The organism is Pseudoalteromonas sp. SG43-6 (assembly GCF_014164365.1).
Lineage (GTDB): Bacteria > Pseudomonadota > Gammaproteobacteria > Enterobacterales > Alteromonadaceae > Pseudoalteromonas > Pseudoalteromonas rhizosphaerae.
Window position 1 is genome coordinate 1 of record NZ_JACJEZ010000019.1, and the last position, 17,008, is coordinate 17,008.

The window sequence follows — 17,008 nt, forward strand, 5'->3', positions numbered from 1 at the left end:
TTTTCCTAAAACCTAAAACCTAAAACCTAAAACCTAAAACCTAAAACTTTTTTTCTTCACTTAACCGATAAATCATATTTAAGCACCAGTGCATCAATATAACGGGCACGAAGGGTATGTTGTTTTTCGTGTTCGGCACCATGACTAAGCGCGCGATTTAATAGTTTTAAAGCAGGGTGTAATTTGCTTCGCTCTGCTTGTGTGAGGTTTGGCTTTGTGCGTAATTCGGTTATATCATCTACAACTAAGCGACCAATATCAACGGCGGCGATTTCTTCAATTAAGCCATTTTGAGTTAGCACACCGTATTTACTGCATAAAAATTGTTGCCATACTTGTTGTAGGTGCTCTTCTAATTCACAACCAAATAGCTCTTCGTTAAATTCAAATCCTTGTTGATCTAACTTCGTTAAACTTGCACTGTATTGCTGTGCAAAGTAGTTGAAGGCTTGACTGGATGAATCAATTTTTTGCTTGGCTAAGCCTTGTCCCCAGTTAACGCATCCTCGTGGATAGAAGTCGTCGTATTCTTCGCATTCATATAAACCAGAGTAAGAGCTACAACTAAGCTGATTTTTAATACAGTAACTGGGTTTTGGAAATAACCCGTTTTGTTGCCAAATTGCAAGAGTATCTTCATCGATTGCTAAGGCATGACAAAGCTCTTCGCTGTGATAAAAATGGGTTGCTAAAAATCGTGATAAACGCATAAAAGTGCACTCAAGGTTAGAAAATAAATATACTGTTTATTTATACAGTTGTTTATTTTGGACTAAGCACCTCTACAACACAAGTAATTTAATTAATTAGTTATGCAACACTCGGAAAACGCCTGCTTTTATGTTACAACTACGGCAAGTTTTTTTAAGATTAATTTTTTATGCGCACCCTAGAACAAATTAAACAAGCAAGCCTCATCACAGCAATTAAAACGCCTTATTTAGCCAGTGGTGAAATTGACTTAGCCACCTATGATTTTTTAGTTGAACAACAAATTTCCGCAGGTGTTGATGGTATTGTGGTCGGTGGAACCACAGGTGAAGGCCAGTTAATGAACTGGGAAGAGCATTTAATGCTGATTGCGCACAGCGTTAATAAGTATGCAGATAAGTTGGTGATTGTTGGTAACACTGGCAGTAACAATACCCGCGAAGCCGTTAAAGCGACTGAGTATGGCTTTGCCAGCGGTATGGACGCAGCGCTACAAATTAACCCTTATTATGGCCGCACATCGATTGCCGGTGTGATTGAACACTTCAAACGAGTGCTGGCAATTGGTCCGGCATTTATTTACAACGTAGCAGGGCGTACAGGACAAGATTTAACCCCTGACATTATTGAGCCGTTGGCACAACATGAAAACTTTATTGGCGTAAAAGAGTGCGGTGGTAATGAGCGCATTAATCACTATGAGCAACAAGGTATTGCCTGTTGGTCTGGTAATGACGATGAAGCACATGATGCTCGCCATACTTATAAAGCGCATGGCGTGATCTCGGTAACCTCTAATTTAATTCCTGGCTTGTATCGTCAATTAATGGACAGCAAAAGCGACGCGCTGAACGCGTCATTACAACCTTTGATCAGTTGGTTGTTCTGTGAGCCAAATCCAATTGCAATTAATACTGCATTGATGATGACAGGTGCAGTCAAGCCTGTATTTAGATTACCTTATGTGCCATTAAATGAGCAGCAGCAAGTGCAAGGGGTTACGTTGATCAATCAACTTGATGATGTTGCTGTTGTAGGTGGCTCTAAAGCCACACCATTAAATTTAGAAAATACAATTATTCTGCCATAATTTAGTTTGGGCTTTAAAAGATCGCCAACCATTGTTGTTATTGCTTAGCAAAGTATGCTTTGAAAAGGTCAAACACAAAAATGGCTGTAGAAGAGAAAAGGTAATTCTAGTTGGTTTATATATTTAAAAACTAACTGTTTGCCTTAAATTGCTGTATAATTTGCGACCCTTGATAATGTGGCCGCAGGTTATACAGCATGAATTTTAAATCTTTTAGTTTTGCCCCTGAACTTCTTCAGGCGTTAGATGAACTTAACTATCACACCCTTACGCCCATTCAACGTAATGCTATTCCAGCAGTACGTAAAGGCAAAGATGTTTTAGCCAGTGCCCAAACAGGCACCGGTAAGACAGCTGCTTTTGCTTTACCAATTATTCAAAAATTATCTGAAGTTGAATACACAAAAACTAATGCGCCACGTGCCTTAGTGCTAGCACCAACCCGTGAGCTTGCAGAGCAAATTGCCAATAATTTTACTGATTTTGCAAAGTACACCAAGCTTAAAACTGTGAGTTTATTTGGCGGTGTTAGTACGGTAGGTCAAGCTAATGGCTTAAAAGCGGGTGTCGATATCGTAGTCGCAACACCGGGTCGTTTACTGGATCATATTCGTTTAGGTAATCTAAGCCTTGCTGACGTACAACATCTTGTGCTCGATGAAGCTGACCGTATGCTTGATATGGGCTTTATTGGTGATATGCAAACAGTGATCAATGGCTGTGCTGAAGATCGCCAAATTTTGTTGTTCTCTGCAACATTCCCAGCGGCAATTAAACAGTTTGCTAGCAAAGTACTCAAGCAAGCTGAAATTGTCCGTGTTGATCAAACCAACAGCACTGCTGCAACCGTTCATCACGTGGTTTATCCAGTTGAAGAGCGCCGTAAACAAGAGTTGCTTTCTGAATTGATCGGTAAGAAAAACTGGCAGCAAGTGTTAGTGTTCGTCAACATGAAAGAAACGGCTGATGAGCTAGTTAAAGAATTAAACTTAGATGGTATCCCGGCTGCTGTGTGCCATGGTGATAAAACCCAAGGTAACCGTCGTCGTGCATTAAGTGATTTCAAAGCGGGTAAAGTACGTGTGCTTGTGGCTACAGAAGTTGCCGCTCGCGGGATTGATATTGATGACCTACCACGTGTAATTAATATTGACTTACCATGGCTTGCTGAAGATTACGTACACCGTATTGGTCGTACAGGTCGTGCCGGTAAACAAGGTCAAGCAATCTCATTTGTTAGCCGCGAAGAAGAAAATATGTTGTTTGAAATTGAAACCTTAATCGGTCAAAAAATTCAGCGTGAATACTTGCCGGGTTATGAAGTAAGTAACCGTGAAGTACTGATTGATAAAATTGGCAAAAAACCATCGCATTTGCGTCGTAGCCATTCAAATAAACCATCAGGTCAAGCAACTGGTGAAGCGCGAGCTAAAAACCGTTCACGTATCTCAAACGTACGTAAAACCCTCAAAGGTGCCAAACTTTCGTTAAAGAAATAATGGTATAAGTTAAGTCATTAACACAAAAAAGCCTCAATAAATGAGGCTTTTTTGTGAACAGTGAAAAACTACTTAGCTATTTTTCTCAAGCATAGATAACGCTAATGCTTCAGCGGCCTTTATACCGTCAATGCCTGCGGAAAGAATACCACCTGCATAACCCGCGCCTTCACCTGCAGGGTATAAACCTAGAGTATTAATACTTTGCATGCTCTTATCACGTTTAATGCAAATTGGTGATGAAGTACGGGTTTCAACGCTAGTTAATAAGCCATCGTTTGATGAAAAACCACGAATTTGCTTATTAAATGCAGGAATTGCTTCACGAATGGCATCAATTGCATATTTAGGTAACACATTTGCTAGATCAGTGAGTTTGATACCTGGTGTGTATGAAGGCTTTACATCGCCTAAGTCACTTGAATCTTTACCTTTTAAGAAGTCGCCAATTAACTGTGCAGGTGCATCGTAATTACTACCACCTAGTTCAAAGGCTTGCTCTTCTAGTTTTCGCTGCAGATCAATACCGGCTAATGGATGACCTGGGAAATCTTCTTCAGGAGAAATCCCCACAACAATGGCACTGTTAGCGTTGCGTTCGCTGCGAGAATACTGACTCATGCCATTCGTTACCACGCGACCTTCTTCCGAGGTTGCTGCAACCACAGTACCGCCTGGGCACATACAAAAACTGTAAACAGTACGGCCACTGTGACAATGGTGAACCAGTTTGTAATCTGCAGAGCCAAGGATCGGGTTACCAGCATTATCACCAAAACGGCATTCATCGATCATAGATTGTTTATGCTCAATTCTAAAACCAACTGAAAACGGTTTTGCTTCAACGTAAATCCCTTTATCGTATACCATTTTAAATGTATCACGTGCGCTGTGACCTACCGCAAGCACAACATGACGGGTATCAAGTTGTTCACCGGAGGATAATTTCAGTCCTGTTACTTGGCCATCATCAAGTAGGATGTCATCAACGCGGGTGCTAAAACGAATTTCACCGCCGAGCGCTTCAATACTTGCACGCATTTTTTCAATCATTGTAACCAGCTTAAAAGTACCAATGTGCGGTTTGCTGACATACATAATTTCTTCTGGTGCGCCTGCAGCTACAAATTCAGTGATCACTTTACGACCATAATGCTTTGGATCTTTAACTTGGCTGTAAAGTTTTCCGTCAGAGAATGTTCCTGCGCCGCCTTCACCAAATTGCACGTTTGACTCGGTATTTAGAGTACGTTTTCGCCAAAAACCGAAAGTGTCTTTGGTACGTTCACGTACTTCTTTACCACGTTCTAAAATAATGGGTTTAAACCCCATTTGCGCCAGTATTAAACCAGCAAACAGTCCACAAGGGCCAAAGCCTATTACCACAGGACGTTCTTGGATTGTTGCTGGTGCTTGAGCAACAAATTTATAGCTGGTGTCAGGGGCTGGTTTTACATGTTGGTCTTTATCAAACTGAATTAATAATTGCGCTTCATTATCAACCTCAATGTCGAGGGTATAAATAAGTAAAATGGCGGTTTTTTTGCGGGCATCGTAACCACGTTTAAAGACATTAAAGCTATGGAGTTGGCTGTTATCAATGCCAAGTTTAGTTATAATTGCTTGCTTTATGGCATCTTCGCCATGATCAAGTGGCAGCTTAATTTCTGTTAAACGTATCATATTTAGTCTCTGTTAGGTGTCTTAGCAATCGCTGACGCGAGTTGCTCACAATAGCGGACTATTTTACGTTAATTTAAGCCTCGATGGCAGCGATTATTTATTGTATTTTGGCTGTGGTTGGGTATGATCTCCAGCTGTATTAAGATATGTTAGGCAAACGTTAAAATGGCATTTGTAGTCACTGAAAACTGTATAAAGTGTAAATACACTGACTGTGTAGCAGTGTGTCCAGCTGATGCGTTTTATGAAGGCCCTAATTTTTTGGCGATCAGTCCGATTGATTGTATTGATTGTGGTTTATGTGTTCCAGAATGCCCCGCTGAAGCAATTTATCAAGAAGATGAATTACCTGATTCGCAACAAGAATTCACCGAACTGAATGCCGAACTTGCCCTTATTTGGCCGCGTATCACTGATGTAAAACCAGCCCCTGAAGATGCCGATACCTGGAATGGTGTGGCCGATAAATTAAAGTTAATTGAGACCTAAAATCTCAGCTTTTTGCCTTGGTTAGTTAATTAAAATAACATTTTTGCAATCAAAATATTAACAAATGTACCTGCGTGAATTACAATTGCTACTTAACTTACTCATCCGAGTAACTGAGTATTAAATGGATGTTTATGCAGTATATAAAATTAATAACGTTACCTGTCTGGATTTTAGCTTTCGCTTTATGTAGTACGTTTGCACACGCTGAGCAACAACAATTTAGTTTAGCGCACATTGATCAAGGTATTGATCTTGATGGGCAGTTGAGCGAACCGCACTGGCAACAAGCCACTTTAATCCCTTTACGCTATCAAAATGAACCCAATGAAAAAGGCACACCACCTGTAAAAACAGACGCTTATATCTATGAAGATGGCAACTATTTATATCTTGGTTTTGTTGCTTATGATAATGATGCCAGTCAAATACGTGCAGCACTTCGAGATCGCGATACATTATGGTCGGATGATAATGTCGCATTGATGATTGATACCTTCAACGATGAGCGAACAGGTTATGAGTTTTACGTAAACCCACTCGGTGCACAAGGTGATATGCGCATGACCGATACCGATGGCTGGACTGAAGACCCATCGTGGGATGCGATTTGGGACAGTGCGGGGCAAATAACTAACCAAGGTTATACCGTAGAGATGCGCATTCCGTTCACTGCATTGCGTTTTCCTAAAAATAAAGCCGATATGACTTGGGGGGTTGCGCTGTGGCGTAATTATCCTCGAGATGTTTTATATCAATTATCCAATGTAGGTTTTGATCGCGACGTGAAATGCAGTTTTTGCCAGTTTGATAAAATAACAGGCTTTAATGCCATGGAACCGAGCAAAAATATTCAATTAACACCGACCTTGACCGCTCTTCGCAATGATGCCAAAGAGGCTATACCAGGGGATTGGCAAAATGGTGATATTGAGACTGAAGCTGGACTCGATTTACGTTGGGGTATCAGCCAAGATGCGGTTATTAATGCCACCATTAATCCCGATTTCTCGCAAGTAGAGACCGATAGTTTAGAGTTGGATGTCAATACTACATACTCTATTTATTATGCTGAGAAACGCCCGTTCTTTTTAGATGGTGCATCGTATTTCAAAAGCAGTTTATTTGAGCTTTTATATACTCGTACAATTGCCGAGCCTGAAATTGGCGCCAAAATAACCGGTAAAACAGATGCACATAGTTATGCCTTTATGTATGCCGATGATGAAAATACCAGTCTTTTTTTACCGACTAACCAAGGTTCTGGCTTTGCTAATTTAGCTGAAAAATCAAAGTCAGCGGTTGGCCGATATCAATACGACATTGGCGAGCAGGGCACTATAGGGGTGATGAGTACCCACCGTGAAGCGAATGACTATCACAATACCGTACTGTCGGTAGATGGTAGTTATTGGTTTAATCAAACAGATAGTGTGTTGTATCAAGTTGCTACCTCTGATACTAAAAACTCCGCCTTTTTAACTGATAACTATGGCTTGGAGAAAAACCAATCTGATCAAGCTTATAAGCTCGAGTTTTCTCGCGAGAAAAGGGATTATAAGCTACTTGCCAGTTACGAAGATATTGGTGAGGATTATCGTACCGATGTTGGCTATCAAGAAAAAGTGGATTATAAAAAAGCGTTACTAGGCGGCGGGCAAACTTGGTACTTAGACGCAAGTGAGATGATAACCGAATATTCTTATAATGTTGATTGGGACAAAACCTGGGCGCAAGATGGTAGCTTGCTTGAAGAAGAGTACGAAGGGTATATTTTTTTAAAAGGCCAATTACAGTCATCCTTAGAGTTTGGTTTGATCCATCGTAATGAGAGCTATAAAGATGATTTTTATAATCAAAATATCGGCTTTATTTATGGTGGTTTTAACCCAAGCAAAGATTTACGTATTACGCTCTATAGTGAGTTTGGTAGTAAAATAGATTACAGTAATGAGCAGTTAGGTGATTTATTTACTCTAGAGCCAGAACTTACCTGGGACATCAATGATCATTGGCAACTACAGCTTGAACACAGTTATAGCCGTTTAGATAACCCACAAGGTGAAAATGTATTTACAGCGAATCTAACCGATTTACGAATTTATTATAAATTTAATATGCGCTCGATGCTGAAACTGATTTTACAGTTTGAAGATATCGACCGAAATCAAAATGCTTATTACTTTGCTGTAAATCACATCAACCGAGATTATGGCAGTCAGCTTGTTTACTCATATAAAATTAATGCACAAACATTATTTTACTTGGGTTATTCAGATAAAGGCTATCAAGATGACTCATTAAAAAGTATAGAACGCGATCAACGTACTTTCTTTACTAAATTAAGTTATGCATGGCAGCTTTAAATTACATTTAAAAAAAGCCCTTAGTATTTAACTAAGGGCTTTTTGTTGTTAGATCTATTTAAAGTCATAGTTGAATATTTCAATACATCTAATGTGTTATTTTAATGCTCTTTTATTGCATAGGTTGCTGCTATGGCGTCTCTTACCACAGGTTCAAGACTTTTCAATCCCCACTGTTTACCGGTCTCAATCGCTTTTTCAATTGGTTGGTTAAGCTCTATTGCGTTATAAAGTGCAATCAGTGCCCCAACTCGGTTACCACTTGCACAATGCAGTAATGTTGGGCTCTCAGATGCTTGCGCTAATAATTGCTGCAGTTTTTTTGCATTTTCGATATTGATATCGGCTCTTGATGAAATGGGCAGTGAAAAGTATTGCAGTCCTAAATTGGTCACTAAAGCCTGTTCATCCCAATTATTTTCCCCATCCCCGCGTAAATTAATCACATACTTTATACCTTGCTTTGCAAGCTGCTGAAATTGCTCTTTAGGAGGTTGTCCTGCAGTATAGATGTGTTGTTGCGGGTGCGCATAATTAGTTAATGCAACGGACTTTATATTTACTGATGGGAGTGGCTGCGCATAACTTGTTATGCTGATCAAAGAACATGCTAAAGTGATAATAAAAAATACTATTTTCATGATGTTAGATCTCGTTGAAGTTGCTAATAATGTGACAATTGTATAAGTAGTTACTATTATTAAAGCAGATAGTTTAGTTTTTCAAACACGTTAGAGTCACTCAATAATAATGCCAGCAACAGCTGGCATTATTTATCGGTTATTAAGGTGTGTAATAAATTGGTGAGCCAGGCCCTACTGGCAGACCAAATACAAACACCCACAAATAAAACAGAGCAACCCAACCGACAAAGAAAATCATACTATAAGGCAGCATGGTGGCGACTAAAGTGCCTATTCCCATGTCTTTTTTATATTTAGTGGCAACGGCGAGTATCAAGCCAAAGTAACTCATCATTGGGGTGATCAAGTTGGTGACAGAATCACCAATTCGATAAGCCGCCTGAATGGTCTCTGGCGCATAGCCAATTAACATGAGCATAGGTACAAAGATAGGCGCAGTGATTGCCCATTGTGCAGATGAAGAACCTAAGCTTAGATTAACTAATGCACACATTAATATAAATAACACAAATACTTCAGGACCAGTCAGATTGAGGGCTTGTAACATAGCAGCGCCATTTATGGCTAAAATAGTCCCTAAGTTAGTCCATTTAAAGAAGGCAACAAACTGCGCGGCAAAAAATACTAATACAATGTACATGCCCATTGAGCTCATACTTTTGCTCATCGCGTTGATCACGTCTTTATCATTTTTCATGGTGCCTACTACACGGCCATAAACGAAACCGGGTATACCAAAGGTAATAAAAATAAATACCACAATCCCTTTAGAAAAAGGCGAGTGGGCAAATAAACCTGTTTCAGGATGGCGCAAAATGCCATCTGCAGGCACGATTGTCCAAGCAAGTAGTAGCGATACTAACAATAAAGAAAATCCAGCCCATTTTAAGCCTGATTTTTCTTTAGCTGTTAAGCCTTCTATATTATTTTGCGCCAGATCAGCACTGGCATCATCGGGGTTGTATTTTCCAAGGCGGGGTTCAACGATTTTTTCAGTCACGAAGGTGCCTAATACGGCAATCAGTAAAACTGAAATCATCATAAAATACCAGTTTGCTTCAGCGCCAACTTGGTAAGTTGGATCAATCATTTGTGCTGCCGGAGTCGTAATACCTGCAAGCAATGGATCAATCGTACCTAACAATAAATTAGCACTGTAACCGCCCGATACACCGGCAAAAGCTGCTGCTAAGCCCGCTAATGGATGACGGCCTAAACTATGGAAGATCATTGCGGCTAAAGGAATTAATACAACATAACCAAGTTCAGATGCGGTATTAGATAATATTGCGGCAAATACCACCATAAAGGTAACTAAGCGTTTAGATGCCCCCATTACCATGCCACGCATTGCAGCAGATAATAGCCCTGAATGTTCGGCAACGCTGACACCTAATAGTGCAACAAGCACAGTGCCTAAAGGGGCAAAACTGGTAAAATTAGTAACAAGACCGGTGACGATACGTTGTAAGCCTTCAGCACTTAATAGACTCACAACTTCGATAACGCCGTCAGGTTCACGACCGGCGGAGCCAATTGGGCGAGGATCAATTGCACTTAATCCAAACCAATCAGCAATACCACTGAAAACAATAATGGCCACACAAAATAGGGCAAACAAGGTGATTGGGTGGGGTAACATATTCCCCAAAAACTCAACCGAGGCTAAAAATCGGTTAAATAATCCCGATTGTTTTTCTTCACTCGATGAGTCGGCAGTGTCGACGGCTTTTGACATAGCAAGGCTCTTAAAATTGAAAAATTTCCGCAATCTATCATTTTTAAGCATGATTATCATTAATAAACGGTGGTTTACCAGATGGGTACGATAAACTGTTAATTAGGCTATAGAATTCCTTTGAATAGTAACGGATAGCGGCGTAATCGCTGGCCAATATAGTCATCCGCTAAGATTTGCTGGCAAATATCTTCAATATTATCAGAAGCTTCAAACACCCAGTCGAATCGTTCAATTGCAGTTAAAAATCCTCGCTTTAGGAACTGTTGTTGCCGATACTCCTCGAGATTACCTTTAATTATGGCAAGCTTACTTTCATCGTCGCGTAATTGTTGCACAACCTTGGCTATAAAATCTGTATGTTGGTTGTGCTTATTAGCTGGGCGAATTCGCGGTTTGCTGTTATACACAATTACACCTCATTGATTATATTTTCCAGCTTTTTAAGGAAGTCATCTTTATGCTTTTCATGTTCATAATCGAGATGATAGGTGTTATGAAAACCAAATCTAAGCAACACGCCACTGCCTTTAAGGTAAATGGTATAACCATCAATATCTGAAAATGCGGTTAATCCTTTATAGTGTTTTCCTTCATTATTTATCTCACCATGTTGGATGATCTGCTCATAGACAGCTAATATTTGTTTTCCTTCGATGTCATTTTTCATCACTACTCCAAATGTTGCTTTGATAATTAAATTGATACGAAACCTAACTCTATTTAGTTTATACCATGTAATGATAAATGATCGAAAAGTTCACCGATGTCGCAAAATTACAATCAGCTAAGAAAGCGACCATGCTAAGGTGTATTTATTTTAGGGATAACAATGATGAAGTCTAAATATATTACGCTGTTGTGGGTCTTTTTGTACTTTTCAAGCAGTCAACATTTGTTAGCAAATGAGTCAAATTTGGTTTTAAAAAACCAACAGGGCGAACTGTTCGAGCTGAATAAAATCGTTGGCAAAAAGCCTGTGTATTTAAAATTTTGGGCAACGTGGTGTAAGCCTTGTATGGAGCAAATGCCACACTTTCAGCAGGCCTATGAACAGTATGGAGATACAATTGATACAATAGCGATTAACATTGATCTAAATGATGATCCTACTGCTGTTGCAGCTGTTAAAAAACAGTTTAATTTAACCATGCCTATCATGAGTGATCATACCGCAAAAGTTGCTCAGCATTATCAATTTATAGGCACTCCTTTTCATGTATTACTCGATAAAACGGGCAAAGTGATTTTTCAAGGCCATCAAGCAGATAAAGCACTTGATAATACACTGCGATTATTATCACATGACGGCGTGGTGGCAAAGGCCCGCTTGTTAGATGAAGGTAATAAGCAAGTTGCGACTGCTTTAGTTATTCCAGAGCATGGCTTAAAGGCAATATTATATACGGCAACGTGGTGTGATTGGTATTTAGCTGACACTCGCCCGAAGATGGCAACAAACTGTGCCGCAGCTCAAAAGCAAATCAATTTATTAACCAATCAGGGAATTGATATTGAAGCTAGGGTTAGCCAATTATGGACAGATCAAGCCGCTGTTGATGAATATATCGAAAAATTTAAAGTCATACATCCGGTGTACATTGATCACGGTAATGATTTATTTATTGATAATAAAATCAGTAGTGTGCCTACCTTGGTCATTTATAAAAATGGACACATGGTCAATCGTATCAGCGATTTTTCTAGCCCTGTGAATTTGCAAAGTAAGTAATAATTTGCTTTGAAAATGAGCAAATCTAGCCTATCCTCTAGGCTCATTCATCAGTGAGCTTAGAGCATGATAGATAAGGCGTTATTACTTAAAACTCGCGAATTATCAGATAGATTAATCGCCCTACAAACCCCTATTCGTATTTTAGATGCGATTAATTGGGATAAAAGCATAAAAGAAGAGTTTTTTAGACAAAAATGTCAAAAAAATCCACTGGTTGATAAAGCCTATTATCAGCAACGGGATCTAGGTTTTGTACCTAGCGAGCTACGCCAAGCATTTTCTGATCTAAACCGTAATATCATTAGCCAGCTTGGGCAACTCAATCCTATCGCTCAATATATGAGTAAAATGTGCAGCGAGTACAAAACAGTATTGAGTATGCTTGAATACCGTGGCACTGCTGAATTTCATGATTTATCTGTAGAGTTGTTTGGTCATCCAAAAGATTTATTTCATGCCGGTGAGCCATCGTTATCAGAGCTTGCAAATATGCTTGAGTTACCGCTCAAAAATCTATTGGCGGCCGATATTTTACCAGATGATCCTAAAAATATAGATGCTGATGAAGCCGTTCGAATTCTTGCTGAACAAGTACGTTTAAGCATGCCAGGTATCGATGTTGAAGTGGTTATTAGTGATGGGATCGTCAGTGATGCAGCTGCTGGTGCTAATAATATTAAGCTAAATCAAGACGTAAAGTTTTCTCAACGTGAGCTTGATATTTTAGAAGTACATGAGGGCTGGATCCACGTCGGTACAACCCAAAATGGTTTAGCTCAGCCATACTTAACCTGTTTAAGTAAAGGCACGCCAAGTTCAACAGTGACACAAGAAGGGCTGGCGGTACTAACCGAAATCATCACCCTTAAATCAACCCCTCGTCGTTTAGCGAAGTTAGTAAATCGTATTCAAGCGGTGACCAAGGTAATTGATGGAGCTGAGTTTGTTGATATATATCGTGATTATGTTGCTCAAGGCTTGAGTAAAGATGAGAGCTATACATTGGCCCAGCGAGTATTTCGTGGCAGTACCGCAACAGGCTTGCCATTTACTAAAGATATCGCTTATATCAAAGGGTTTGTATTGGTTTACAATTTAATTCGGGTTGCGATACAACTTGGCCGCATCGATCAATTACCTTTGCTGTTAGTGGGTAAAATCTCGATTGATGACTTTAGACTAATATCGCAATTACATGATTTAGGTGTAATTGAAGACCCTAAGTTTGTTCCACCACATTTTAAAGATTTACGCGGTTTAGCAACGTGGCTTAGTTTTGGCCGTTTTATTGGTGATTTGTCATTTGAACAGTTAGAAAACGACTATAAACCACTATTTATTTGATTTATATAAGTAAAAGACCATTTTAAAAAATGCTTTCTTGAATTACCCTCTGAAAAGGGGGATAAAAGTAACTTTTATATCAATAATTATCTCACTATCCGCTCGAATTTATTTTACACAATACATGTGGAGCATGATAACTATTCAATTGTTGATAAGTGGGGCTTTAGGCGTGAAAAAAGTTCAACCTACAGCTATTTATATTTTTACACAGTACTGTAGCAAGTGCTCAAATGTATCATGTAACTACGTGTCATCTTATTATGTGGTTTATTGACACCCGTTATTTAACTCAATCCACTTTATTGTACTTGGTAAATGATAGTGTGAAAGTCTTGGGAGTATGGGGTTTATCTAATCAGTTTATCTATAAGTATTTCGCAATAGGTATTTGAGTTGAAATAAAATAAAATACCCTTTATCTGATTGAAAAAGGGTATTTAGTATTGCTAATAATTTTAAATTAACACATTAGAATGAAAGGCGTGCACCTAGATAAAAACGGCGCGGTTCTACCCAATCAGTTGCTTCACCAAATGCAAAGTTACCATCACCGCTCGCTAATCCTTGCTCTACTGTAGTGGCTTGGTCATCCAGAATGTTGAAAATATCTAAGAAAAACTCGGCTTTATATTGATCAAAGTCATGAGTATATTTAACTCGGATATCCAATGTTCCGTATGATGGAGTAACCTCACTACCTACAGAGTTATCAGCCACCCAATTAGTTTCATAACCGCCAAATTCATAGGCCTCATCAACTTGTAGTGGTAAATAACGGCCTGAAATCAGTTGTGCTTTACTGTAGCGGGTACCTGAGTTCCAATTATAAACAGCACCGACTTCAAAATTATTATCGAAATAGTACGTACCTAATATCTTAAATTGATGCTCTACATTACCAGGTTGCTTACCGTACATGTTCGGTGCTCTTGGATCTAGAATTTCCCAGTCACCTTGGAAATCAGCATTACCATCTGAGTTAGAGTTACCTTTAGCATCATTATGAGTATAAGACGCTAACATAAACCAGTTATCAGCGCGTAGTTTTTTAAATGTGACCTCAATACCTTCATAATCTCGTTTAGCACCTGCTAGTGTACCAATAACGTAGTTTGAACCTGGATTCTCATCGTAACCAAAATAAGAAAGTGGCAATTCAAGACTTGTACCAGCCATGTAGCCATCTTCAGAATAAATACTCAAGTCATAATCTTCCATAATATCTTTGGTAGTGCGCTTGGTATATGTTACTGATATGTTTGTACTGTCTGTTAAGTTAGTAGAATAACCAATTAAATACTCATCAGTATAAGGGGTTTTTGTACTTGGCGAGAAAAATGCATCTTGCTGTTTTGCACCTCCGCGCGTTCTAAACGTTACCCAATCATCATTAACATAAACTCTTTCCTCTAATACAGATCCTGTTAGGTTACCAGCAAATGAAGTCATATCAGTACGAAGAGGATCGTAGTAACGCCCACCAAATGCCCACACTTTGGAGTCACCATCACCAAAAATATCGTAAATAACACTTAAGCGAGGCGCAACTTCCCAATCAAAAGTAAAGATAGTTTCCCCTGTTGATGCAATATGATCCCATTTCTCAGCTCTTAAGCCTGCTTTTATCGTTACGTTATCAATTGTAAAAGTGTCTTGTAAGAAAGCCATTTTGCCTTTGGTTTCTAATTTTGAAGTAGCTTGCTGAACTTGCTCTATTTGGTATGCATTTACATCACCTGTAGGGTTATTTGCAGTACTGTCAAAAACAATGGCTTTTACTTCATCATCGCTAATAACACCATCATTATTTAGGTCTGCGCCATGTAAGTTACCACTATCATTCAAAGCTTGTGCTACACGAGTATAATCAGCCGCTGCTAATCCTTTCTCACCCGTCCATTGGCCCGTCGCATATGTTTCAAATGTTACGCCACTGTCTGATGCTGCTATTGAATTATATTGAGGTCCACCATTGTAGACACTATTAGAAATATTCTCATTAGTCTCTACAGAATAACCAGCCTCAAAAGTATGATCACCAAAGTCAGTGTCTAAGTAATACGTAAAATCTATGTAAGCAGCTTTTTTATTTCGCTCACGAATTGTATCGGCACCTAAACCACCAATATCTGTTTGTGACTGTGAAGGTGAGGTACTTAAAAAAGCAATATCACTGCGTGTTGATTTATCTAAAGCGACAGTAGAAAACTCCGCTTCGTGCTCCATATACCCAGCATTAATAATAAAGTCATCCCATGAATGAGAGTAGTCTATTTTATAATTGTCACCACCCGTTTTTTGTGTTCTTTGGCGGTTATATACGGTTGTTGTTGAACGTGATCCTGATAAATCTCTTGGGTCATTGAAGTAAGTAAAAACAAGGCGGTCTCTGTCTGTCGCTTGCCAAGTTATTTTACCAAATCCTAAATCTGTATCATCTTCTACAGTATGGCTAAACTCACCCGTTTCTGTATTCGTTATATCGTCTTCGCGGTTTTTTAGCTGGTAAGATGCGAAAAACCATAGTTTATCTTTAATAATTGGGCCGCCAAGCGTGATAGCAGTATCATAGGTCGAAAACTTATTTTTACTTTTTGATTCATTGTCATAATCACCAACAAGGCTATCATTTTGGAAGTAGTAGTTTATTGAACCATGAAATTCGTTACCGCCCGATTTAGTTATAACACGAGATACTAAGCCAGCTCCGCCAGCATATTTAGCTTCAATACCGCCAGTTAAAACTTGCTGCTCTTGAATAATTTCTGAATTTATATTGCCGCCAGCTGTACCGTCCGCATTATCAGTAACATTTACGCCATCAATATAATAAACGTTATCAGATGAACTACCTGCTTCACCGCCTATATCAACATAGTTCACACCCGATTTAGATGATGGATTACCATTTGTTGAAGGTTTAACGCCAGGGACTAACTGTAAGTAGCTTTGAAAGTTCCTGCCTGTTGGGAGTGATTCTGTCATATCTAGCGTTACATCTAGACCTGTAGATGACGACGTTGTATCGATAGCAGTAACTGAACGACCTGAAACAACTATTTTTTCAATGTCGCTGTTACCATTAGCAGCATCAACAGCGTAGTTTAAATTTAAGTTTTTATCAGTAATAACGCGAACATTTTTTGCTTCAAAAGGCTGGATAGATGCACCTGTAATGTCAATTATATATTGACTTGACGGGTCTAAGCCTCGTAATGATACATAACCATTACTATCTGAAACAGCTTGCTTTCCAATTAAACTTTCAGGAGATTTCGCAGATACAGTTGCGCCTGCTATAGGCTGCCCCTGTTTATCAGTCACTCTTATTTTTAAACCACCTGTATCAGCAGCATATACATTACTTGAAATACTAACAGCTGCAGCGACGGTTGCCGCTAGTAATTTTTTGTTGAATTTCTTCATTTATATTTTCCCTAAATATTTTTATTAGAATTGACATTACATGTCATTAATTAAAATAGCACAAATGTTAATAAAGTAAATATTTAGTTTTTATGATTTTTAAGTGTGAATCTATTGGTGTTTTTTTGTTTTGTAGAATGTTTATTGCTGTTGTTTGTTAAATAATAATCATGTCTGGTGAGTAATTATAGTGTCAGGTAAATTGCTAAGTAGCAAAGTTATAACTTTGTATGGCTTTGTTTTTAATAAATAAGTTTAATAAGAAAGGTGTTTTTTTAAT

Annotated in this window: 13 protein-coding genes; 6 read left to right on the forward strand and 7 right to left on the reverse strand. The window is 38.9% G+C overall.

The genetic code is table 11. From position 1 onward, the window contains the following. Positions 1 to 56: 56 nt before the first annotated feature. Positions 57 to 710: a DUF6058 family natural product biosynthesis protein gene (locus H5201_RS09790; protein ID WP_182784474.1), complete on the reverse strand. Its 654-nt coding sequence runs from the start codon at positions 708 to 710 to the stop codon at positions 57 to 59. Between the two features lie 170 nt (positions 711 to 880). Between H5201_RS09790 and dapA the strand changes: the two genes are divergently transcribed. Next, positions 881 to 1,801 (forward strand): 4-hydroxy-tetrahydrodipicolinate synthase, encoded by a 921-nt coding sequence (gene dapA / locus H5201_RS09795; RefSeq protein WP_182784476.1) that lies wholly within the window; start codon positions 881 to 883, stop codon positions 1,799 to 1,801. A gap of 197 nt (positions 1,802 to 1,998) precedes the next feature. Next, complete coding sequence (locus H5201_RS09800; protein ID WP_145236005.1) at positions 1,999 to 3,300, forward strand: DEAD/DEAH box helicase; 1,302 nt, start codon at positions 1,999 to 2,001, stop codon at positions 3,298 to 3,300. Positions 3,301 to 3,372: 72 nt separating this feature from the next. On the opposite strand, the gene H5201_RS09805 is transcribed toward H5201_RS09800, so the two are convergent. After that, positions 3,373 to 4,983, reverse strand: a complete 1,611-nt coding sequence (locus H5201_RS09805) for an NAD(P)/FAD-dependent oxidoreductase (protein WP_182784478.1) — start codon at positions 4,981 to 4,983, stop codon at positions 3,373 to 3,375. Between the two features lie 165 nt (positions 4,984 to 5,148). Here H5201_RS09805 and fdxA point away from each other — a divergent pair, with 165 nt between their 5' ends. Together fdxA and H5201_RS09815 are read left to right on the forward strand one after the other, a co-directional pair. Beyond that, the gene (gene fdxA, locus H5201_RS09810; RefSeq protein ID WP_145235999.1) at positions 5,149 to 5,472 is read left to right on the forward strand and encodes a ferredoxin FdxA; all 324 of its coding nucleotides are present in this window, start codon (positions 5,149 to 5,151) and stop codon (positions 5,470 to 5,472) included. A gap of 134 nt (positions 5,473 to 5,606) precedes the next feature. Then, a complete protein-coding gene (locus tag H5201_RS09815) occupies positions 5,607 to 7,838 on the forward strand; it encodes a carbohydrate binding family 9 domain-containing protein (RefSeq protein WP_182784480.1) in 2,232 nt (743 codons plus the stop codon). A gap of 101 nt (positions 7,839 to 7,939) precedes the next feature. Here H5201_RS09815 and H5201_RS09820 read toward each other — a convergent pair whose 3' ends face one another. From H5201_RS09820 to H5201_RS09835, 4 genes are all read right to left on the reverse strand, one after another. After that, the gene (locus H5201_RS09820; RefSeq protein ID WP_182784483.1) at positions 7,940 to 8,479 is read right to left on the reverse strand and encodes a fused DSP-PTPase phosphatase/NAD kinase-like protein; all 540 of its coding nucleotides are present in this window, start codon (positions 8,477 to 8,479) and stop codon (positions 7,940 to 7,942) included. 142 nt (positions 8,480 to 8,621) lie between these two features. Continuing rightward, positions 8,622 to 10,220 carry an AbgT family transporter gene (locus tag H5201_RS09825; RefSeq protein WP_149980148.1) on the reverse strand — a complete coding sequence of 533 codons (1,599 nt, stop codon included), beginning with the start codon at positions 10,218 to 10,220 and terminating at the stop codon, positions 8,622 to 8,624. Between the two features lie 107 nt (positions 10,221 to 10,327). Beyond that, the gene (locus tag H5201_RS09830) at positions 10,328 to 10,630 is read right to left on the reverse strand and encodes a hypothetical protein (RefSeq protein ID WP_182740900.1); all 303 of its coding nucleotides are present in this window, start codon (positions 10,628 to 10,630) and stop codon (positions 10,328 to 10,330) included. A 2-nt stretch (positions 10,631 to 10,632) separates the two neighbouring features. Then, positions 10,633 to 10,890, reverse strand: a complete 258-nt coding sequence (locus H5201_RS09835) for a DUF3081 family protein (RefSeq protein WP_149980149.1) — start codon at positions 10,888 to 10,890, stop codon at positions 10,633 to 10,635. Positions 10,891 to 11,052: 162 nt separating this feature from the next. Here H5201_RS09835 and H5201_RS09840 point away from each other — a divergent pair, with 162 nt between their 5' ends. Both H5201_RS09840 and H5201_RS09845 read left to right on the forward strand, forming a co-directional pair. Continuing rightward, positions 11,053 to 11,952, forward strand: a complete 900-nt coding sequence (locus tag H5201_RS09840; protein WP_149980150.1) for a redoxin family protein — start codon at positions 11,053 to 11,055, stop codon at positions 11,950 to 11,952. Between the two features lie 66 nt (positions 11,953 to 12,018). Further along, the gene (locus tag H5201_RS09845; RefSeq protein ID WP_145235968.1) at positions 12,019 to 13,299 is read left to right on the forward strand and encodes a flavohemoglobin expression-modulating QEGLA motif protein; all 1,281 of its coding nucleotides are present in this window, start codon (positions 12,019 to 12,021) and stop codon (positions 13,297 to 13,299) included. Between the two features lie 471 nt (positions 13,300 to 13,770). On the opposite strand, the gene H5201_RS09850 is transcribed toward H5201_RS09845, so the two are convergent. Further along, the gene (locus H5201_RS09850) at positions 13,771 to 16,728 is read right to left on the reverse strand and encodes a TonB-dependent receptor (protein ID WP_182784485.1); all 2,958 of its coding nucleotides are present in this window, start codon (positions 16,726 to 16,728) and stop codon (positions 13,771 to 13,773) included. Positions 16,729 to 17,008 lie beyond the last annotated feature (280 nt).

Coding starts and splice junctions, on each gene's coding strand:
- H5201_RS09790 (WP_182784474.1), bottom strand. CDS start 710: ATGCGTTTATCACGATTTTTAGCAACCCATTTTTATCACAGCGAAGAG.
- dapA (WP_182784476.1), top strand. CDS start 881: ATGCGCACCCTAGAACAAATTAAACAAGCAAGCCTCATCACAGCAATT.
- H5201_RS09800 (WP_145236005.1), top strand. CDS start 1,999: ATGAATTTTAAATCTTTTAGTTTTGCCCCTGAACTTCTTCAGGCGTTA.
- H5201_RS09805 (WP_182784478.1), bottom strand. CDS start 4,983: ATGATACGTTTAACAGAAATTAAGCTGCCACTTGATCATGGCGAAGAT.
- fdxA (WP_145235999.1), top strand. CDS start 5,149: ATGGCATTTGTAGTCACTGAAAACTGTATAAAGTGTAAATACACTGAC.
- H5201_RS09815 (WP_182784480.1), top strand. CDS start 5,607: ATGCAGTATATAAAATTAATAACGTTACCTGTCTGGATTTTAGCTTTC.
- H5201_RS09820 (WP_182784483.1), bottom strand. CDS start 8,479: ATGAAAATAGTATTTTTTATTATCACTTTAGCATGTTCTTTGATCAGC.
- H5201_RS09825 (WP_149980148.1), bottom strand. CDS start 10,220: ATGTCAAAAGCCGTCGACACTGCCGACTCATCGAGTGAAGAAAAACAA.
- H5201_RS09835 (WP_149980149.1), bottom strand. CDS start 10,890: ATGAAAAATGACATCGAAGGAAAACAAATATTAGCTGTCTATGAGCAG.
- H5201_RS09840 (WP_149980150.1), top strand. CDS start 11,053: ATGATGAAGTCTAAATATATTACGCTGTTGTGGGTCTTTTTGTACTTT.
- H5201_RS09845 (WP_145235968.1), top strand. CDS start 12,019: ATGATAGATAAGGCGTTATTACTTAAAACTCGCGAATTATCAGATAGA.
- H5201_RS09850 (WP_182784485.1), bottom strand. CDS start 16,728: ATGAAGAAATTCAACAAAAAATTACTAGCGGCAACCGTCGCTGCAGCT.